The 19,107-nt window shown below is 53.3% G+C and carries 18 protein-coding genes, 1 tRNA gene and 1 pseudogene; 11 read left to right on the top strand and 9 right to left on the bottom strand.

Annotated features, from left to right (window positions below):
- Positions 1–3: 3 nt before the first annotated feature.
- A complete protein-coding gene (locus CYQ09_RS18080) occupies positions 4–867 on the bottom strand; it encodes an N-formylglutamate amidohydrolase (RefSeq protein WP_106746818.1) in 864 nt (287 codons plus the stop codon).
- Between the two features lie 153 nt (positions 868–1,020).
- Between CYQ09_RS18080 and CYQ09_RS18075 the strand changes: the two genes are divergently transcribed.
- From CYQ09_RS18075 to CYQ09_RS18060, 3 genes are all read left to right on the top strand, one after another.
- Positions 1,021–1,095, top strand: a tRNA-Val gene (locus CYQ09_RS18075).
- A gap of 75 nt (positions 1,096–1,170) precedes the next feature.
- Positions 1,171–1,296 carry a type B 50S ribosomal protein L36 gene (ykgO, locus tag CYQ09_RS18070; RefSeq protein WP_008231708.1) on the top strand — a complete coding sequence of 42 codons (126 nt, stop codon included), beginning with the start codon at positions 1,171–1,173 and terminating at the stop codon, positions 1,294–1,296.
- A 705-nt stretch (positions 1,297–2,001) separates the two neighbouring features.
- Positions 2,002–3,201 carry an ABC transporter substrate-binding protein gene (locus CYQ09_RS18060; RefSeq protein ID WP_239496004.1) on the top strand — a complete coding sequence of 400 codons (1,200 nt, stop codon included), beginning with the start codon at positions 2,002–2,004 and terminating at the stop codon, positions 3,199–3,201.
- A gap of 57 nt (positions 3,202–3,258) precedes the next feature.
- On the opposite strand, the gene CYQ09_RS18055 is transcribed toward CYQ09_RS18060, so the two are convergent.
- Both CYQ09_RS18055 and fdhF read right to left on the bottom strand, forming a co-directional pair.
- On the bottom strand, positions 3,259–4,725 hold the full coding sequence (locus CYQ09_RS18055) for a peptidoglycan-binding domain-containing protein (RefSeq protein WP_106746790.1): 1,467 nt from the start codon (positions 4,723–4,725) through the stop codon (positions 3,259–3,261).
- Positions 4,726–4,831: 106 nt separating this feature from the next.
- Positions 4,832–7,600, bottom strand: coding sequence for a formate dehydrogenase subunit alpha (gene fdhF / locus CYQ09_RS18050; RefSeq protein WP_106746789.1), 2,769 nt, complete (start codon positions 7,598–7,600; stop codon positions 4,832–4,834).
- 163 nt (positions 7,601–7,763) lie between these two features.
- Between fdhF and CYQ09_RS18045 the strand changes: the two genes are divergently transcribed.
- Positions 7,764–8,063: an ArsR/SmtB family transcription factor gene (locus tag CYQ09_RS18045; RefSeq protein ID WP_106746788.1), complete on the top strand. Its 300-nt coding sequence runs from the start codon at positions 7,764–7,766 to the stop codon at positions 8,061–8,063.
- The gene (locus CYQ09_RS18040) at positions 8,060–9,094 is read left to right on the top strand and encodes a permease (RefSeq protein ID WP_106746787.1); all 1,035 of its coding nucleotides are present in this window, start codon (positions 8,060–8,062) and stop codon (positions 9,092–9,094) included. Before CYQ09_RS18045 ends, CYQ09_RS18040 begins: the two co-directional genes overlap by 4 nt.
- Here the strand turns inward: CYQ09_RS18040 and CYQ09_RS18035 are convergent.
- From CYQ09_RS18035 to CYQ09_RS18025, 3 genes are all read right to left on the bottom strand, one after another.
- Entirely contained in the window at positions 9,091–9,849 is a 759-nt protein-coding gene (locus CYQ09_RS18035) for a PA2778 family cysteine peptidase (protein ID WP_239496003.1), read from the bottom strand. The genes CYQ09_RS18040 and CYQ09_RS18035 overlap by 4 nt on opposite strands.
- 53 nt (positions 9,850–9,902) lie before the next feature.
- Positions 9,903–10,304, bottom strand: a complete 402-nt coding sequence (locus CYQ09_RS18030; protein WP_106746786.1) for a PA2779 family protein — start codon at positions 10,302–10,304, stop codon at positions 9,903–9,905.
- Between the two features lie 120 nt (positions 10,305–10,424).
- Positions 10,425–10,715, bottom strand: a complete 291-nt coding sequence (locus tag CYQ09_RS18025; protein ID WP_106746785.1) for a YggT family protein — start codon at positions 10,713–10,715, stop codon at positions 10,425–10,427.
- Between the two features lie 141 nt (positions 10,716–10,856).
- On the opposite strand from CYQ09_RS18025, the gene CYQ09_RS18020 reads away from it, so the two are divergent.
- The 6 genes from CYQ09_RS18020 to arfB all read left to right on the top strand — a co-directional run bounded on the left by CYQ09_RS18020 (position 10,857) and on the right by arfB (position 16,024).
- Positions 10,857–11,396 carry an acyl-CoA thioesterase gene (locus CYQ09_RS18020; protein ID WP_106746784.1) on the top strand — a complete coding sequence of 180 codons (540 nt, stop codon included), beginning with the start codon at positions 10,857–10,859 and terminating at the stop codon, positions 11,394–11,396.
- A 63-nt stretch (positions 11,397–11,459) separates the two neighbouring features.
- Complete coding sequence (locus CYQ09_RS18015) at positions 11,460–12,836, top strand: MFS transporter (RefSeq protein WP_106746783.1); 1,377 nt, start codon at positions 11,460–11,462, stop codon at positions 12,834–12,836.
- Positions 12,824–13,723, top strand: a complete 900-nt coding sequence (gene mepA / locus CYQ09_RS18010; RefSeq protein WP_106746782.1) for a penicillin-insensitive murein endopeptidase — start codon at positions 12,824–12,826, stop codon at positions 13,721–13,723. Before CYQ09_RS18015 ends, mepA begins: the two co-directional genes overlap by 13 nt.
- Positions 13,724–13,768: 45 nt before the next feature.
- Complete coding sequence (locus CYQ09_RS18005) at positions 13,769–14,557, top strand: esterase-like activity of phytase family protein (RefSeq protein ID WP_239496002.1); 789 nt, start codon at positions 13,769–13,771, stop codon at positions 14,555–14,557.
- Between the two features lie 88 nt (positions 14,558–14,645).
- Positions 14,646–15,275, top strand: a complete 630-nt coding sequence (locus CYQ09_RS18000) for a queuosine precursor transporter (RefSeq protein ID WP_106746780.1) — start codon at positions 14,646–14,648, stop codon at positions 15,273–15,275.
- A gap of 335 nt (positions 15,276–15,610) precedes the next feature.
- Positions 15,611–16,024, top strand: coding sequence for an alternative ribosome rescue aminoacyl-tRNA hydrolase ArfB (gene arfB, locus CYQ09_RS17995; protein ID WP_106746779.1), 414 nt, complete (start codon positions 15,611–15,613; stop codon positions 16,022–16,024).
- A 29-nt stretch (positions 16,025–16,053) separates the two neighbouring features.
- On the opposite strand, the gene CYQ09_RS17990 is transcribed toward arfB, so the two are convergent.
- The 3 genes and pseudogenes from CYQ09_RS17990 to CYQ09_RS17980 all read right to left on the bottom strand — a co-directional run bounded on the left by CYQ09_RS17990 (position 16,054) and on the right by CYQ09_RS17980 (position 19,054).
- Entirely contained in the window at positions 16,054–17,817 is a 1,764-nt protein-coding gene (locus tag CYQ09_RS17990; RefSeq protein WP_106746778.1) for a DUF262 domain-containing protein, read from the bottom strand.
- A 38-nt stretch (positions 17,818–17,855) separates the two neighbouring features.
- Positions 17,856–17,996 (bottom strand): annotated as a pseudogene (locus CYQ09_RS17985) (nicotinate phosphoribosyltransferase); the annotation flags it as partial.
- Between the two features lie 26 nt (positions 17,997–18,022).
- Positions 18,023–19,054, bottom strand: coding sequence for a glycosyltransferase (locus CYQ09_RS17980; RefSeq protein ID WP_162617722.1), 1,032 nt, complete (start codon positions 19,052–19,054; stop codon positions 18,023–18,025).
- Positions 19,055–19,107 lie beyond the last annotated feature (53 nt).

Raw genomic sequence — 19,107 nt, 5'->3', positions numbered from 1 at the left:
ACCCTACTCGGCCGCGACAGATTGATCTTTTGCGACGCCGATTTCCGCGATGGAAGCAGTTGCAGCCCTAATCAAAGACTTAAACGATGCAAAATCAGCGTTCGGCTCTAGGGTTTGTTCGTTCATATAAAGCGCCCGATCCATTTCGACTTGGATCGCGTGCTGAGATTTCGACGGGCGACCATATTTTTGGACAATATAGGCCCCAGCAAACGGCGCATTACGTGCGACTCGCAAACCGACGTCCACAAAAGCAGCTTCGACCCGATCCATGATGCCAGCTGATGCCGTGCTTCCAAACCGATCCCCGAGCACGATATCAGGGCGCGGTGCGTTTTGCAGGTTCATCGTCATTAACGCCTCGTGCGGCATCGAATGGCAATCGATCAGAATTGATTCGCCATAGGCGCGGTTGCTTTCGTCCATCAGCGTCTGAAGCTGATCGTGGTAAGGGCGCCAATAATTCGCTATGCGATTATGGGCGTCAGAAAGCGAAATCTTCCCCCGATAGATATGACGGCCATTCGCCACAACGCGAGGAATCACACCCAGCCCGCTGGCGATTCGTGGGTTATGGGGCTTACGATGCACGCCTTCGATCAACGCGGGATCCAATTCATCAGGACCACGATTTAAATCCACAAAGGCGCGCGGCGCTAATGCGTTGATAAAAGGTGCGCCAAAATTAGGGGCTTCGTCGTATAACTGATCAATGAATGCATCTTCGGACGACCGAATTTCTGTAGCGTCTAATTCAGCAACATTTAGAAAAGCAGATGTGTAATCACGCCCACTATGCGGAGATGCAAAAACGACGCTGGTACTGCGAACCGCGGGACGTATGAGATCATAGCTTGTGTGCTGCAACAAATTGCTCCTTCTGGCGCAAAGGATAGCCTGAATTTTGTTTTTTCCGAAAGCCCTTGATCCCCGGTTCGACTCCTTTTATAGACCCCACACCTGACGCGGTTTGCCCGCGTCCTATTTCTTTATAGGACAGATGCAAACACGTTGGAAAATGGATGATTAGCTCAGCGGTAGAGCACTTCGTTGACATCGAAGGGGTCACTGGTTCGATCCCAGTATCGTCCACCATGAATTCACTGGCCCATCTGGGCCAAACTGCAACCCAAGGCGCAATCCGCGCGCCGCGACATGAAGGACACGACCATGAAGGTACGTAACTCCCTCCGCTCGCTCAAGCAGCGCCACCGCGATTGCCGCATCGTGCGCCGTAAGGGCCGCGTCTATGTTATCAACAAGACGCAACGCCGGTTCAAAGCTCGTCAGGGCTAAAACCTGCGAATAGAAAATGATAAAAAGGTCGCATCCGCAAGGAAGCGGCCTTTTTCTTTGCCTACGCATTTGAGAACCATGCATGCTAAACAACGCATATTGTAAGCCACCAAAATGGATCACCATGTTCATTCTGGCTTGGTTCTTTCTGGGCTGCCTTCCAATACTCGCCTTAGCATTTGGGTTTCGTTTTTTTGCCAAATCCCGAATGGGTCCAGAATACGCGGTTCATCGCGGCCCTTGCTGCGTTTGGAACCGCAGCTTTGACGTTCGCATTGCTTAGAATCGGCCACTACAGCAACGGCTCCAATGCTGGTGGCGATCGTCGCAGGTTCGCAAAGTTCATTACCATATACCGTCGCCGGTGCATCCCAGTCAGGAAGCTATAGATGCCGGCGACCGATTAAGCTGACTGAGGCACCATTTTGTTCAATTTGGTGTGCGGTACGTCCCAAGCATTTCGACTCGGCGTCGCCGAAGGGGATTTCGTTTTGGTGACCGGTCGTGGAACACGGTGGGGGCTATTCCCGCATACGATATCTATGATCGATTAGTACACGCACCGGTCTGGTCCGGCTAACAGCAAAAGACCGCCGATCGAAGGTCAGGGTTTCCTCACTTTTTATCGTTTGGTCTAGTCACATGGTCGGCATTCCGCGTATCGTGTGCGCAGAACGGTTTTAAAAACGACTAAGGAACATTTTCATGCATTTTCTGAATATTAGATCAAGTGCACTTGCTGTTGCGATGCTTGGGCTCGCGGCACCTGCCTATGCCCAAGACGCAATTTGCGGCGGTACAGGCACAGGTGGTCAGTGGATTGGCGGCGACGAGGCGTCATCTGACATCACAACGGCTGACACCTACCAAGAGCAAATGGCGCTTGTTCTAGGCGGAAATGATTATGTTTCTTTGTTTTCAGTAAGTGAAGGTACTGACGTACGGATCGAGGCCGCAGGTCGCGGTGCGGGTGACACAGTGATCGACGTGCTTGATAGCACCGGCAGCATTGTCACGTCCGATGATGATTCAGGTGGCAACGGGGCATCTCGCGCTGAAACGTTCCTGAACCCCGGAACATACTGCATGTCGCTGCGCAGCTATGACGGTGGCCCAATGACCGCATTTGTCCGCGTTGGACGGCAAGAACATGAACCCCTTACTGAGGGAACCATGGAAACCAGCAGCGCGCGCGATTCGGGCGGATGCGAAACAGCGACCCCAATGGGTGGCCTTGGTAGTACTGTCTCTGGATCCGCGGCCGATAGCTCACACTGGAGTTTTACCCTTGATGCACCCGCGCAGGTCAGCGTCACTGCCGAAAACGAATCTGCTGATCCAGTAATCACACTTTATGGCCCGAACGACATGTACATCGATGAGAACGATGATTTCGACGGGTATAACTCTCGGATCGATGTCACTGACACACTGGATGCTGGGACATATTGCATCGCCGTGTCTGCACTAAGCGATGATACACAGCCGATCACTGTCAGCGTCTCAGAATACGATGCCGAAGCAGCGCTACAATCGCTTTATGCGCGTGGCGAAGCGGCGCCACCACTCGACGGAAGCGTTGAAGTATCAAATCTTGGCATTCTAGAATCGCGCATACGCCAAGACGTACAAGCGACAGACGATGTAAAATGGTTCACTGTCGAAGTCGAAGATAACAGTCTGCTCGTAGTCGAAGCCATTGGCGGTGGGAACAGTGATCCATGGCTTGTCGTATATGACGACCTTGGTCGTGAAATCGGCCAGAATGACGACTATGGTGACGGTTTGGACAGCATGGTGATGGCCCGCGTTCAGTCCGGGATCTATATTATTGGCGTAAGACAGTACGACAGCAACAACGGGCTCATCCGCCTGCTAGCTGAACGTTACGTACGGGCGCAATAAACGACGTAAATTTTACAAAAGTGGCCATCTGCATCCGTCAGACGGCCACTTTTTTTATTATCGGCCAAATGTATCAGCCAGCAAACGCGCCAGCGTCGGCTCATTTAGGTATCCAGTCGCGGCTGTTCCGCTTCTGGTCTGGTAACGACTAATCGCGCCGCGCGTATCACTGTCGAACCGACCATCAACGCGCCCAGGATTGAACCCCATTTGCGCAAGGCGACTTTCAATTAAGCGTGCAAGAACTGGGTTAATGTTCAGCCCAGCCTCTATATCCGCGGCAGCCGTACTTTGATCAACTTCATCCTCAGCAAGCGCATCCTTTGCCTCATCGGCAAACATTCCTTCAGGGTATCGGTTCAAATAGGCACGGTATCCAGCCAGATCGCCACGCGCGCCCGTTTCTTCCCAATACGCCCGATCAAGACGCTCTGTTTCCTCACGTGCACGTTCTTCCTCTGCCTCGATCTCGGCTTGGCGACGGCTGGCTTGCGCGTCGATCCGGTTAATTTGTTCTGCTGTCAGAAATGACGTTTGCGCAAAGCCGTTGGATTGCTGCCAGTTCCGGATCGCCCGGCGGCTGCCCGGGCCGAATATCCCATCAACGCCCCGCGTATCATAGTCCAGCAACGTCAGATCACGCTGGATATCGCGGCGGCCATTACGCGAAAGCGACAAATCATCTTCGGCATTTTCAGCAAGCCGAATTGGGTCATTTTCGATTTCATCCAGACGCCGCCGTGCTTCTTCGGCGTAACGGCTATCGGGATAGGTCAAAGCGAAATCACGATATGCATCAGCTGTATCCGACTGCTGGGCATCAGTCCAAAACTGCAAGGTGGCATCGACCGCTTCCGGCGCGGCGCCATCTTCGTTCTCGGTTTGCATTACCAAACGGTTAGGCCGAAAACCGTCCGCAGTTAACCAACGCACATCCTGAACAAATGCCATGATATTTGCACCCGGCACGGTAATTGCATCTACGACGACAGCGTCAGTCGCATTTGGCTCTCCGTATAAAACAGTAACGCCTTGCGGGATGTCCAAATGACCGATGCCTTCGCGCAGGTATGACCCTATCGCGCTATCAGAGTCTAAATCATAACCAAGGATCAACACCGCCTGCCCCGGCGTATTGGCAAGAACATCCAGTACGCTGTCGATTGAAACTGCATTTGCCAGTCCAAAGTATGTTGGCGTTTCCGTGTCAGCCGCCAACAGCCAGCTTCGTGCGCCATCAGTTACAAATCGCCCTGACAATCCGACCACCAAGCGATCGGCATCAGTAGCGTTTTCAGCAAGACGATCCAATAGTCGCGCCATATCACCCGACGACCCGTTCGATAGCGTGCTAACATCATACCCCGCCTCACGCAGGCTTTGAGCACCATCAAGAACATCCGTCGCATTCGATACGCGCCGCAAGTTCTGATAGCGTTCGACCCCCATCAGAAGCGCGGCATCCTCTGCAAATGCAGGAACAGCAAAGGCCGAAAGGGCCGCAATCAGACTTAGTTTACGCATCGCGCGTTCCTCCAAATATCACGTCGCATCAGTTCAAGAACCAACGCCTTGTCACTCAAAAGGTTGCGCGGATGGGGCTGCTATTCAATAGCGCAGCCACAAACCCCTATTCAGCGGCGATTTCAGACCCAATCTTTTCAATCCGCACAGCCGCGAATTTGAATTCAGGAATTTTGCCGTATGGGTCCACCGCCGGGTTGGTCAACGTGTTCGCTGCTGCTTCGACATAGGCAAAGGGAACAAAGACCATATCGGGGGAAACAGCACGATCAGCGCGCGCCATAATATCAATACTGCCGCGCCGTGTTGTCAGCCGGATCATATCGCCCGGCACCGCACCAAGTTGCCGCAGCGTTGACGGATGCAGTGAACAGTTTGCTTCGGGTTCGACCGCATCCAGCACCTTGGATCGACGTGTCATAGACCCAGTGTGCCAGTGTTCTAGCTGACGGCCCGTTGTCATGATCATTGGATATTCCGCATCGGGTGTTTCATCGGGCGCGATCAGGTTTGCGGGTGTGAACTTTGCCCGCCCATTTTCGCGTGGGAACCCATCTGCGAACACAATGGCCTGCCCGGGATCCGTGGGCGACAGCGATGGGTAGGTCACCGCATTCTCGGTCTCTAACCGATCCCAAGTAATGTTATCAAACGACTCCATCACCATCGTCATTTCCGCGAATACCTCGCGTGGGTGGGCGTATTCCCAAGCCAAACCAAGCCGTTTCGCCAGTTCAACCGTGATCCACCAGTCTTCGCGTGCATCACCCGGCGGCGGCACAGCAGGGCGACCCATTTGAACCTGACGATTGGTATTCGTCACAGTCCCGGTCTTTTCAGCAAATGCGCTGGCAGGCAGGATAACATCAGCAAAGTTGGCAGTTTCAGTTAGGAAAATATCCTGCACCACAAGATGATCCAGCTTAGCCAAAGCATCACGCGCATGATCGACATCAGGGTCCGACATTGCCGGGTTTTCGCCCGAAATATACATGCCCCGAATATCGCCCGCGTGAACGGCATCCAAGATTTCGGTGACGGTCAGCCCCTTTTCAGGGTTAACACCTTCGTCTTGCCAGACCTCTTGGAACGCGCTGCGTACACCATCATCACCGACAGGTTTGTAATCGGGTAAGAACATCGGGATCAGACCCGCATCAGACGCACCCTGCACGTTGTTCTGACCACGCAACGGGTGAAGCCCCGCACCCGGACGACCAACCTGCCCGGTCATTAGAGCAAGGCTAATCAAACAACGTGAATTGTCGGTGCCATGAATGTGTTGGCTAACACCCATGCCCCAGAAAATCATCGCCGACTGCGCACCGGCAAACGTCCGGGCAACATCACGCAAAACGTCAGCGGGAATGCCGCAAATACCTTCCATCTTTTCTGGTGAAAACTCTGCCAGATGTGCTTTCTCGGCTTCCCAGTTTTCGGTGTAGGCTTCAATGTATTGCTGGTCATAAAGGCGCTCTTCGACGATCACATGCATAATCGCGTTGAGCATCGACACGTCTGCGCCGGGGCGGAATTGCAGCACATGCGACGCAAACCGCTTTAGCGCCTGCCCGCGGGGATCCATCACAATCAGCTTGCCACCACGTTTGGTGAACTGTTTGAAATAGGTTGCCGCAACTGGGTGGTTTTCGATTGGGTTCGCGCCAATCACGATTGCCACGTCGGCGTTCTCAATTTCATTAAAGGTCGCGGTGACCGCACCCGACCCCACGTTTTCCATCAGCGCAGCGACCGATGACGCGTGGCAAAGGCGCGTACAATGGTCGACGTTGTTATGACCAAACCCCTGACGGATTAGCTTTTGAAATAGATATGCCTCTTCGTTGGTACATTTCGCTGAACCAAAGCCCGCGACACCCGTTCCGCCAATGTCCTTCAGACCCTTGGCCGCTACATCCAGCGCCTCGTCCCAAGTCGCCTCTCGGAAATGGGCCTGCCAGTTTCCGGGATCAACGTTCAGCCCCTTGGCCGGTGCATCATCACGGCGGATCAGCGGTTTCGTCAGGCGGTGTTCATGGTGGATGTAATCAAACCCAAACCGGCCTTTGACGCACAAACGCCCCTCATTCGCGGGGCCATTGATACCCTCAACGAATTTGACCTTGTCGTCTTTGACCTTAAGCGAAACCTGACAACCGACACCGCAGAATGGGCAAACGCTTTTGACTTCGCGATCATAATCCGCAGTGTCGCCAATCTGGTTTTCATCAGTGACCGTCGCCGGCAGTAGTGCCCCCGTTGGGCAGGCCTGCACGCATTCACCGCACGCCACACAAGACGACGCCCCCATTGGGTCAGACATATCGAACACCGGATAAGCGTCATGCCCGCGCCCGGCCATCCCGATCACATCGTTCACCTGCACCTCGCGGCAGGCCCGAACGCAAAGACCACACTGAATACAGGCATCCAGGTTCACCGACATCGCGACATGGCTATCGTCGAGCAGCGGAATGTGATCAGCGTCCATTGTTGGAAAACGACTACTTTCAACGCCTTGGGCGGCAGCCATATCCCACAAATGGCTGGATTTGTCATGGGCGACCGGTTGCTCTGGCTGATCTGCGACAAGCAGTTCCATCACCATTTTACGTGCCTGCACCTCGCGCGGTTGATCGGTTGTCACGACCATACCTTCCGCGGGTTCACGAATACACGAGGCAGCCAACGTGCGTTCGCCATCAATCGACACCATGCACGCACGGCAGTTTCCGTCAGACCGATAACCCGGCGCTGGTTTGTGGCACAGATGCGGGATCTTTAGGCCGCGACCGTTCGCGACCTCCCAGATCGTTTCACCCGGCTGCGCGGTGACCTCTTTGCCGTCCAAAGTGAACGTGATGGGTTCTGACATCTGATTTCTCCGCCGCTTTCGATCATACTAAAGCATTTGCCGCTGTTACGCGAAAGTACGTCGATGGTCGTAGGTCGAATTGTCCAAAAGCGACACAATAGTTGACTCGATTCAATATTTCTATATTTCTAGTTATATCGAATCATCATTCAGGACACCGAAAATGGACAACCTTACAGCGGCACAGGGATTTTCAGCACTTGGATCAGAATCCCGTATCGAAGTGTTCCAGACCCTTGTGAAAGCAGGCAAAAACGGGCTGCTGGTTGGGGACATCCAGCAACGCACCGGCATCCCGGCATCGACGCTTGCGCACCACCTAAAATTTCTCAGCACCGCGCAGTTGATCCTTCAGGAAAAGAAGGGGCGCACCATCGTGAACCGCGCCAATTTTGACCATCTTGAAAGCCTTGCCGCATTTATTCTTGAGGAATGCTGCTCTGAACCGGGGCCGCAGTCATGACACAGATCAACACAACACCGGCACCGCGCATCGCCGATTATCTCAAACGGCTCAAATCCCCATGGACGCTAACCCTGCTTATTCCAGTGGTAGTTGCGATCCTTGATCAACCCAATGCCGTCTCGGTCATAGAATTCGCGATACGCGCACTTTTAGGTACATTACCCTACATCGTTTTTGCCGTGATCATGATTGCGAGCCTCAAGGCGGCGGGCGCGGAAACGGTCATTGCGGGCATATTCAAAGGGCGCGAAATTCGGATGATTATCCTCGCGGCCTTATTTGGCGGGCTGGCGCCGTTTTGTTCGTGCGAAGTCATTCCATTTATCGCAGGCCTGCTAGCGCTTGGCACCCCGCTTGCCCCTGTAATGGCGTTCTGGCTGGCGTCGCCTTTGATCGACCCGCCGACACTTCTGATTACCGCAGGTGCGCTGGGGTGGCCATTTGCTGTTGCCAAGGCCTTTGCCGCTGTTGGCCTCGGGCTGATGGGCGGGTTCGCGATCAAACTGCTGCAATCACGCGGGTTCTTTTCTGCACCTTTGCGCGCATCACCCGTGTCGCGTTGCGGATGTGGCCCTGACCCGTTTAGCGGCAAACCCGTATGGGCGTTTTGGAACGACAGCACCCGTGTCCAAACATTTAAGAATGAGTTTACCCACAATGCGCTGTTCTTGCTCAAATGGCTGGCCTTCGCTTATGCACTCGAAGCCTTGTTGATCACTTACGTGCCTGCGCCCCTGATCGCCGGCCTTGTCGGCGGTGAAGGTATCATGCCTATTGCAATTGCTGCATTGGTTGGTGTGCCTGCCTATCTGAACGGGTTTGTTGCCCCTCCGCTGATCGCCGGGTTGATGGAACAAGGCATGAGCAGCGGATCAGCCATGGCATTCGTAATCGGCGGCGGGGTTAGCTCTATTCCCGCAATGGCTGCGGTTTGGTCGCTGGTCAGACGCCAAGTCTTTGCAGCCTACATCGGCTTGGGCATCAGTGGCGCCATCTTGTCAGGGGTGGTGTTCCAGCTAGTCGTTTAACCACCAAGCTCCGCTTCGACATGCGCCAGATTACTACGAATTTCGGGAACATCAGGGGCAATCGCGCGGGCGCGTCTTAGCGCCGCCCGCGCGCCGCGCAAATCCCCTTGAGCGTATAGTGCATTGCCAAGCCCAAACTGCCAAAGCCAACTATCAGGCCATTGTTTTGCTCCGGTCTGATACAGCGTTTCTGCTGCAGACATCTGGCCAACACGCTCTAGTGCTGCAGCGGCAGACAAAACCCGGGCCTCTGCCACACTGACGGGCAAATCATCGGGGGGCAGAACGACCAAAGCCCAGTTCCCACCACGCTGCCAAGTCCGCTGGAACAGGTCAAAGGGCAGGACCATTTGGTCTTCTTGTCCGGAATTTAGGTAAACAGCATCACGTTCCAGATCGTACCCAGTCACAACGCCGTAATGCCAAACCGGGGCGATCCCCAGGCCAAGGTTTTGAAACACAATGACAGGATGACCAGCGGCTACTTCAGCCAATAACTGGTCAAATGTCGAAATCTCGACGGCAAGTTGGCCGAGCCTGCGACTGCTCCCAATCATATCTGCTTGATATGTGCCCTTAGCGCGAGGGCTAAACGCGAGTTCGGCAATCTGGTCCTGTTGGATGTCAGAACCCGCCCACTGCATGACCATCGCAATTGCAGTTGGGCCACAAAAGAAAGCATCTTGCTGAATACGTGGTACGCCATCGACATGCGCACGGGTGGCCGCGCCCGAAAACGTGGCGGTCGGGTCCATTGGGACCGCACAGCCTGCCAGCCCACAAAAGGCCAGCAAGCAGGCAAGTCGGTTTAGCGCGCGCAACGTGTAAAGTTATAAATCCTGGTAAAGCAAAGAATATCTGTCACAAGCAAGATCACAAACACAGTGAACAACGTCCCGACGATATCAGCACCTGCTGTGTCATTTTGCATTTGCACGACAAGAGCTTCGACTTCAGCATCGGAAAGCGCGGCAAGACGGGCTTCGGCCTCTGCTGGATCGACACCTTCTTCAATCATCGCAGCCTGCACATCGTCACGCTGCAATGCATCCATTAAATAATCGCGATCAGCATGGGTCGCATACTTATTAATCGCGTTTTCAGTCGCTAGCATTTCGGCCTGCGCCATCGTCGCTGTTTGTGTCGCAATCAAAAGCTGCGCCGTCAAAACCAGCGCAACACCTTTTTTCGTAATCCCGAGAACACGCATCGTATCAAATCCTTTCGTCAGGTAGCCCTGAGCCACCTGAATGCATCTGACATATAGTGTTCAGGAATTCCTTATTATTGCAAGTGGTTGGTCACCAATTACGCCAAAGCCTGCGTATCGTTAGTGTAGGAAAGAACCGGCGTTATTGTACAAAAAGATACGCAAAATCTCCAAACCGATCAAAACCACGATTGGCGATAGGTCTACGCCGCCTAAATCCGGCATAAAGCGGCGAACGCGGCTATAAATAGGTTCAAGAATGCGCTGCAAACCATACCACACCTGCCCAACAAATTCTTGCCGAACGTTCAGCACCTCAAACCTGATCAGCCAGCTCATAATAAAATGTGCGATCACAAAGAACCGGACAACGCCAATGAGCAAAAGCAAGGTTTGAATAATGGTTAGCATGGTACAGAGCGCCCTTTGATAAGTTACGACTGAATTAAGCGTTCACGCCCATCCCTACAAGCCCAAGGTTTCCCTAAGGTTAAAGTTGACCCTTACGTCAATCTAGATCATCCCAAGCGCGAAACAAAATTCGAGGCGCTGATGTACCCTGTTGTTCGTGTCATAAAAGAACTGATCACCAACCGTAAGGCGCCCAAGCTGCACCCGCTAGATACCCATGTGTCCTACCACCGCTGCTGGCCGCAGGACATCGATACATATTTTGAAATGAACAACGGTCGCATTTTGACGATCTTTGACCTTGGACGCACAGGCCTAGCCGCGCGTGTCGGGCTTTTAGATGTCCTCAAGCAAAACCGCTGGGGCCTGACGATGGCTGGGGTGTCTGTACGCTATCGCAAACGCATTCGGCCTTTTGCAAAGTTCCGGATCGTCAGCAAAACAGCGGGCTGGGACCATCGATTTGTGTATATCGACCAATCGATTTGGATCGGCGACGAATGCGCGACCCAAGCGATGTATCGGTCAGCGATCACCAGCGCGAATGGCATCGTACCCCCCGATCAGGTTTTTGCAGCGCTTGGACATGAAGGTTCATCACCCCAGTTGCCTGAGTGGATAAAAAACTGGATCGACGCAGATGCAACGCGCCCATGGCCACCGACCGATAGCGGCACCTAACCGCTTGCCTTTGCCCTACGTAACGGTGTCTTATCGCCGCAAAGAATACGTAAGGGCAGGCACATGACCGTCGAAAAGAAACGCATCTGGGGATGGATGGCTTTTGATTGGGCCTCGCAGCCCTATTACACGCTTGGCCTGACCTTTATTTTCGGACCGTACTTTGCGTCTGTCGCGACCGATTACCTCCAAGGCGGCGGATTAGACGCAGACACAGCAAACGCGCAGGCACAATCCATTTGGTCCACTGGCCAGATGGTTGCCGGGCTGTTTATTGCGCTCACCGCGCCGTTTCTTGGTGCCTTTGCAGACCATTCGGGCCGTAAAATACCGTGGATCGCGGGTTTCTCGGTCATTTATGTAGTTGCGGCATTTGCTCTGTGGGGCCTGCTGCCCGATAGCAGCTCTGTCTGGCTATATATGGCGATCTTCTTTGTCGGCTTTGTCGCGGCCGAATCCGCATTAAACTTTGTGAACGCGATCCTGCCTAGCCTTGGGAACGACGAAGACGTTGGGCGCATCTCGGGGTCCGGTGCTGCGTTTGGGTATTGGGGCGGTGTGCTATCACTGATCCTCATTCTGCTTTTGCTTGCTGAAAACGGTGATACCGGCAAAACCCTGATTGGGCTTGACCCGCTGTTTGGTCTAAACCCCGACCTCAAGGAAGGCACGCGCGCCGTCGGTCCGTTCATCGCGATTTGGTTTGCGATCTTCATGATCCCGTTTTTCCTGTGGGTTCGCGACGCACCACAGCCGAAACCTGAAAAAGTGCGGCTTAGCGCAGTGGCAAGCGACTTAGGGCAGACGCTCAAGAATGTGTTCAAACGCAAGAGCCTACGTAGCTTCCTGCTTGCCTCGATGTTTTACCGTGATGCTGTTAACGCCCTGTATGCTTATGGTGGGATTTACGCCAAATTGGTTCTGGGTTGGGAGATTACCCAAATCGGCGTATTCGGCGTGATTGCCGCGATTGCGGCCGCGATTACAACTTGGATTGGCGGGCTTGCTGACAAAAAGTTCGGTCCAAAGCCTGTGATTATCACTGCCGTTTGGGCCATGATCGCTGTGTCATGTATCATCGTCGGAATGTCCCGCGAGACCGTCTTTGGTGTGCCTCTCAACCCGTCATCATCATTGCCTGACATTATTTTCTTTGTCTGCGGTGCGATTATTGGCGGTGCTGGTGGCGCGGTTTATGCAGCGTCTCGTTCGCTGATGGTGCGCCACAGCCACCCTGACCGCCCGGCAGAGGCATTTGGCCTATTCGCGCTATCTGGCAAGGCGACTGCATTCCTCGCGCCGGCACTGATCGGCCTTGTTTCATGGCTTTCAGGTAACGTACAAATTGGTTTTTCTCCCGTTATTGTACTATTCATTGTGGGGCTTTTGTTGCTACGCTGGGTTAACAAAGACGGAGATCGCGCAGAATGGTCCGCTTAATCGCAGCAGTATGTATCGCCCTCGGGCTGGCAGCTTGCCAGTCAGAGGAACCAACCATTTCAGTTTCTTCCCAAAACGCTGGTGACAACCGCGTTGCAAAACACCTCTTTGGAGCAATGCAAACTGGATCAAACCAGCGTTCGCAATCGTTCGGGGGATATGCACGTGGCTGTCAGGCTGGTGCTGAACAGCTTCCCGAAACCGGCCCAACGTGGCAAGCGATGCGCCTGTCGCGCAACCGCAACTGGGCGCAACCCGTCACAGTCGATTTTGTCCAAGACCTTAGCCAATTTGCGGCAACACAGGATGGCTGGGAAGGTCTATATATCGGCGATATGAGCCAGCCACGCGGTGGCCCGATGCTGACCGGACATGCAAGCCACCAAACCGGGCTTGATGCTGATATCTGGATGCTGCCCCCCGACCGCCTGAATCTGACTGCGGCTGAGCGCGAAAACATTTCTTCGATCTCAATGCGCCGCAGCGCTGGCGCCTATACAAACAGCAACTGGACGCCACAGCACGAGGCAATCCTGCGCGCAGCGGCTTCTGACCCGCGTGTTGCTCGCATTTTTGTTTTTCCGGGGGCAAAGGTCGCTATGTGCAACAGTGCAACGGGCGATCGCAGCTGGCTGAACAAAATCCGGCCTTGGTGGGGACATCACTATCACTTCCATGTGCGCCTGAACTGCCCTGATGGCGCGACAGGCTGCACCAATCAGGCACCTCCGCCCGCTGGCGACGGCTGTGCAGATGCTGCCCGCTGGGTGAACAATATTCTGAATCCTCCGCCCCCAGATCCGAATGCGCCTCCACCCACTCCGCGGGCAGAGCTAACGATGGCGAAGCTACCCGGCCAATGTGTTGGCGTTCTGAACGCGAACTAAGTGCGCTGGGTTTACATCCTAGCAGCTGCCTGCTGGGGAACCGCAGTGGCAGCAGAAGCAACTTGGGTCAGCAGCTATCACTGGAGCGTTGATAACCCGGCATTTGGCGGGTTATCTGGCATCGAAGTTTCTGACGATGGCAGCATGTTTATCGCGGTGAGCGATCGCAGTTCTTTTGTTACCGGTTCGCTGGTGCGCAAAGAAGGGATAATCGTATCTATTGAAGACTACGCAATAACGCCAATACGCGGTACCGGCGATCAACAAGACAGCGAAGGTATCGCAATTACGTCAGATGGAACGGTCTTTGTTTCGTATGAAGGCGTGCATGGCATCCGGCATTTTGACAGCCTAAATGGGACATCTGCACCAATACCCGCAGCCGCCGCGTTCGCGAATATGCAAAACAACTCTTCGCTCGAGGCATTGGCGATTGGACCCGACAATTCAATTTACACAATTCCGGAACGGTCGGGGCGCTCAGACCGCGCGTTCCCAGTATATCGACTAAATGCGGGTATATGGGACCAGCCCTTTGATATTGCGCGACGCGGAGCATTTCTTGTTGTCGGCGCGGATATCGGGCCTGATGGACGGTTTTACATTCTTGAACGGGATTTTACCGGCATCGGTTTTCGCAGTCGGGTCCGGCGCTTTGGCATGAATGGCGGCGCAGAAGAAACGCTGCTAGAAACACGTTCCCTGACCCACGATAATCTAGAAGGCATTAGTATTTGGGATGATGGATCGGCCTTAAAAATAACGATGATTTCAGATGATAACTTTAGAATATTTCAGCGAACCGAAATCGTTGAATATCGCATAGATTATTGACACAGTCAGGTCCAAGGCGCTAATGCGCTGCGTCCCCGGATGAACCGCGGGGCCAAGTGCCGCACCCTTGTCAAAACGGAAACCTGACATGACACGTATTCTTCCCGGCGTTATCGCCATGGCCACCATCGTTGTGGCATCCAATATTCTTGTACAATTCCTGATCCTTGACGGGCTGTTGACGTGGGGGGCTTTCACCTATCCGTTCGCGTTCCTTGTGACCGACGTCATGAACCGCGTGTATGGCGTGTCTGCCGCGCGCAAGGTTGTGTTTGTCGGATTGATCGTTGGGATCATCTGTAGCCTTATCGGTTCGCAGATCATGCTGGAGTTCGGGCCGGCTGTTCCGGTGCGTGTGGCGATTGCGTCAGCGGCGGCATTCATCATCGCGCAATTGCTTGATATCGCTGTGTTCAACCGGCTGCGTGAAGGGTCTTGGTGGAAGGCGCCATTGGGCAGCACGATCGTAAGCTCTTCTATTGACACGGTTATTTTCTTTTCGATTGCGTTTGCAGCGGCTTTCAATGGGTTTAGCGTCGCTGCGGCTGATCAGATTATGTGGGCGCAGGACGCTGTGCCGTTCCTGAATGCTGGGCCACTTGTGCCGCTTTGGGTGTCGCTGGCTGTGGCGGATTGGGGGGTGAAGCTGACGATTGCTTTGGTGGCTTTGGTGCCATTTCGCATCATTGTTGGGCGGATCACGCGGTCGAACACATAAACGCGATCCGTGGTGTTTTTTTAGTTGAAATATACAAAATCTGTGCCACCTTACCTATAGGCGAAATTTTTGAAAGGAGGTGATCCAGTGCATCATGAGGTATTGGAGAAGTGTGTCGGGACAACTTGTGGGGGTCGCAGCTAGGGCAGCCCTTGGCTGAGAAGATCACAAGGTGGAGATCCTAACCGACCCACCTCCGAAAATCAGAGAAGGGCTATCCCGTCGCCGGGGTAGCCCTTTTTCATTGGTTTTTAGGCGTATGTTTGGCGTACACACGGCGTACACATCGCGTATGTACTGCGTACGGCCGAGTATTTGAGACAAAGCGAGGGGCCATGCGGGTCAACGATCAGATCGAAATTGCGGATTGGGAACTGACCGAAAGCTTTACGCGCGCGTCCGGGCCTGGCGGGCAGAACGTGAACAAAGTATCCACAGCGGTCGAGTTGCGGTTCGAGGCGGCGCGGTCACCCAACCTGCCGGACCCTGTGAAAAACCGACTGCGGCGGCTGGCGGGGCAACGGTGGACGAAAGACGGGGCGATTGTGATTTTCGTGCAAGAAACCCGGTCCCAAGCCCGCAACCGCGAAATCGCACGGGACCGTCTGGCCGAACTGATCCTAAAAGCAACCGAGCGGCCCAAACGGCGGATCGGCACCAAACCGACCTACGGGTCCGTCAAACGTAGGTTAGCGGGGAAGAAAGCGCGTAGTGAGGTGAAGGCATTGCGGGGGAAGGTTGAGGAGTGAAACCTTGTCCTGGATTTCATCAATGAGTGTCACTTCGGCGCAGGCGAGCTATTTTTTATTTTCGCCGCAATGAGCTTCTCGCGCGCAAACACAAATTCTGGAAGGCTTTCAACATTCCAGAGTGATCGGTCAGCTGGCAACGAGTGCCGCGAAAGAAAATTTTCATCTCTTGTCTCTATCCAGTGAGAAAACGGCGTGTCCCTCTTTTCATTGTTTTCACGTGATAAGAGTAATTGAAGATTTCCTAGGCGTTGGCTCGCATCTTGAATTGCAGTGATCCTGTCATAAGGAATTCCACGTCGTTGAAGAAGTTTCGTGTCAATGCTTGCCTGGGGGATAATATGATCAATTTGTGTAGATGATGCATCGTAGCTGCCTGTGTCGTAAAGCAGGCTGAGCGCTAGAAAGCTACGTTTATCCCCGTATTCAATTTCGAGCAATCGTTCGACGTTATCTGAAGTAAATGTTGAAATCCTATTCTGACGACCGAGCTCGCCAATTAGGGCTAGACGAGGAAAGGATTTAGAAGTTCGCAGATGTTCTTTAATGACTGCTCGACATCCCGCAATTGCCCGGTCTGAGGTGCCGCTGAATGCACCATTTATCAACGCCCCCAACAGCCATCGCATCATCTGCTGGCGCGCGTCACATTCTTCACCTGTTGAGCCTCTAAAATCAGCGTCCAACCTGTGCATATAATATGCAATCGGCATCAAAGCATTCGTCGAAGTCAGTGTATCTTTGTCAATTCCAAAGCTATTTACAAACTCAAAAACTCGTAAAAGCGTTCTCTTAATTGATGGCCAAGCGTCCTCGATCAATTCAAGATTGGCATTAGTGAAGTTGTCGACTTTATATGCGACCTCGAGATTTTCCAGCACTAAACAGGACTTTAAGACGAAATCTTTATTTATCTTATTTTTATGCCGCAGTCCCGAATTGATATGATCAACGAATCCAAACACCTCATCTTTAGCATTTAATCCTTGCCACTTCGCAGTTGCCATTGTCATGAGTAAATCGGACTTTGATAATTTTGTGCCGGCATCATTAGCACGAATAAAAATGTTTAAAACGCGATCAAGAGACTGATTTTCCTCAGTAAAATACGAAATAATGGGTTGATTACAATAAACATCCCACAGTCTTTCTAGATTAGCTTCGATGTTGCGACGATCTTGAATAGTTGTTCCAGCAGGCATCGCCCCCATCACTTCATGATGCAGTCTTTCAAATGCCTCTCGTGTAATTACACCTTTGAGTCGCGAAACACGAAACCAAAACTTTTCCGGTGTAATACGTTGGTCTCTCTCAAAAAAATCCAAACCATACGTAACGACGATATCACTATCCAAGTCATCATCCGCCGCCTCGTCAGGGGATTTCATTAAATCAAGGTAGAGGTTTTTTTGGGTCCAGGCATTAAGATTACCTTTTCGCGCAAACTTGGCCTTTACCGTATAGGATCCATAAAAACCAATTAGTAGAGACGTGAGACGTTGTTGGCCGTCGAGAATGTAGGTTGCCTCGCGATTAGATAAATCTACCCGGATGTTGTGTGTATCGCCCTGCTTAAAGTTCTCTATGAAACGGTAGCTATCCCACGATGATGCGGTTTGCCGGCTCATATTCCAGAGTAGAAACGTGCTTATCGGCAGCCCTTTGAGAAGTGAATCAAAAAGCCTAATAATTTGAGTTGTATCCCAAACGTAAGGACGCTGAATCGACGGCAGAAACCAATCTTCGTTCACCTTACCAAGGCAGTCGGAGATCGTAGTTGTAGAGTAGGTCATAGGTTAATCTCCATAAATTGTATCATTATGTATTCATCCTAAACCACAACCTCAACCCGTTCCTGCTCGCCTACCCCAAACACTTGTTTATACCGTGCGATTTCCTCGGATGGTCCCATCGCTTTGTTGGGGTCGTCCGACAGTTTCATGGTGGGGTGTTCGTTGGCCGCGACGGCTTGGCGCGGGCGTGCTGAAGGGCGCGCGCCTACAGGTCCATGATTTGCTTTAGTTTACCTATGGTACGGGCTTCGGAAAATTCGTTTTTGACCCGCTCGCTTCCCGCGAGGCCAAATGCTTCGGATTTTGCGGGATCATCCAAGAGCGTGCAAATCCGTTCGGCCATTGCATCCACGTCAAATTCGGGAACAAGATAGCCCGTCACGTTATCCACGACCGCCTCGGGAATTCCGCTGTGGAGGGTGGAGACAACGGGTAGGCGCGCGGCCATCGCCTCGAGAATGGCGACGGGCAGGCCTTCGATGTCGCCATCCTGCGCGGTCACGGAGTGCTGAATGAACATGCTTGCGCGGCTCATTTCATGTTGAACCCGCTTTGCATCGACCATCCCAGAGAGCGATATCATCTGTTGCAGGCCGAGACTTTCGACTTTTTGTTTGGCCTCGTTCATCAAAGGTCCGTCGCCTAACATCTCAAGGTGGGCGTTTGGAAAGCGCTTGGCCACCTGTGCGAAGGCGGCGATTGTCGAAAGCGGGGATTTCTTTTCGGTGAAGCGCCCCACTGCGAGCAGGCGGTATTTCTCGGGGTTTGGGGGGATGGTGGATTCGGTGTTCACGCCGCATGGGACGACATGTAGCTTTTCGGCCGGGCATCCCGCATTGGCAAGGTTGTTCGCCAGAAACGCAGAGGGTGCGATAACGCCGGCGGCCTGTTTGAACAGCAGATTATAGGACTGTACGATCGCCGGATCGCGCAGCATTTTTGACGCGTCAACGCCGTGAAAGTGGACGTATAGTTTACATCCGGCGATCTGAGCGGCTTCGATCAAGTGGATCGCCGTCGACCCATATTCGGCCATGATGGTTTTCACCCCGTGTTTGCGCAGGATGGACGCGAGGTACTGGCTTCTTGAGCTACCAATCCGGGTTGGCGTTAGCGCCGCCGTGATGATTTGTGCGATATTCGCGCCGTTTTTCACCGAAATTGGCCAACGTTTCGACATCATGACAAGCGGCGCGTTGATCGGCGTTTTCCGTTCGCGCCGCTCGGCGATGAGCAATGTATTCCCGGGAGCGAGGAGCCGCGCGTGCGATCGTATGAAGGTCTCGGACG

This window comes from Yoonia maritima, from assembly GCF_002933395.1.
Taxonomy (GTDB): Bacteria; Pseudomonadota; Alphaproteobacteria; order Rhodobacterales; family Rhodobacteraceae; genus Yoonia; species Yoonia maritima_A.
The sequence above is the reverse complement of the archived record's forward strand: the minus strand, read 5'-3'. Positions and strand labels throughout refer to the sequence as shown.

Excerpts from the sequence above, each read along its gene's own strand:
- CYQ09_RS18045 (WP_106746788.1), top strand. The coding sequence starts at position 7,764 with ATGGACAACCTTACAGCGGCACAGGGATTTTCAGCACTTGGATCAGAA.
- CYQ09_RS18060 (WP_239496004.1), top strand. The coding sequence starts at position 2,002 with ATGCATTTTCTGAATATTAGATCAAGTGCACTTGCTGTTGCGATGCTT.
- CYQ09_RS18055 (WP_106746790.1), bottom strand. The coding sequence starts at position 4,725 with ATGCGTAAACTAAGTCTGATTGCGGCCCTTTCGGCCTTTGCTGTTCCT.
- CYQ09_RS18000 (WP_106746780.1), top strand. The coding sequence starts at position 14,646 with ATGACACGTATTCTTCCCGGCGTTATCGCCATGGCCACCATCGTTGTG.
- CYQ09_RS18035 (WP_239496003.1), bottom strand. The coding sequence starts at position 9,849 with ATGGACCCGACCGCCACGTTTTCGGGCGCGGCCACCCGTGCGCATGTC.
- CYQ09_RS18025 (WP_106746785.1), bottom strand. The coding sequence starts at position 10,715 with ATGCTAACCATTATTCAAACCTTGCTTTTGCTCATTGGCGTTGTCCGG.
- CYQ09_RS17990 (WP_106746778.1), bottom strand. The coding sequence starts at position 17,817 with ATGACCTACTCTACAACTACGATCTCCGACTGCCTTGGTAAGGTGAAC.
- arfB (WP_106746779.1), top strand. The coding sequence starts at position 15,611 with ATGCGGGTCAACGATCAGATCGAAATTGCGGATTGGGAACTGACCGAA.
- CYQ09_RS18040 (WP_106746787.1), top strand. The coding sequence starts at position 8,060 with ATGACACAGATCAACACAACACCGGCACCGCGCATCGCCGATTATCTC.
- CYQ09_RS18030 (WP_106746786.1), bottom strand. The coding sequence starts at position 10,304 with ATGCGTGTTCTCGGGATTACGAAAAAAGGTGTTGCGCTGGTTTTGACG.
- mepA (WP_106746782.1), top strand. The coding sequence starts at position 12,824 with ATGGTCCGCTTAATCGCAGCAGTATGTATCGCCCTCGGGCTGGCAGCT.
- CYQ09_RS18015 (WP_106746783.1), top strand. The coding sequence starts at position 11,460 with ATGACCGTCGAAAAGAAACGCATCTGGGGATGGATGGCTTTTGATTGG.
- fdhF (WP_106746789.1), bottom strand. The coding sequence starts at position 7,600 with ATGTCAGAACCCATCACGTTCACTTTGGACGGCAAAGAGGTCACCGCG.
- ykgO (WP_008231708.1), top strand. The coding sequence starts at position 1,171 with ATGAAGGTACGTAACTCCCTCCGCTCGCTCAAGCAGCGCCACCGCGAT.
- CYQ09_RS18020 (WP_106746784.1), top strand. The coding sequence starts at position 10,857 with ATGTACCCTGTTGTTCGTGTCATAAAAGAACTGATCACCAACCGTAAG.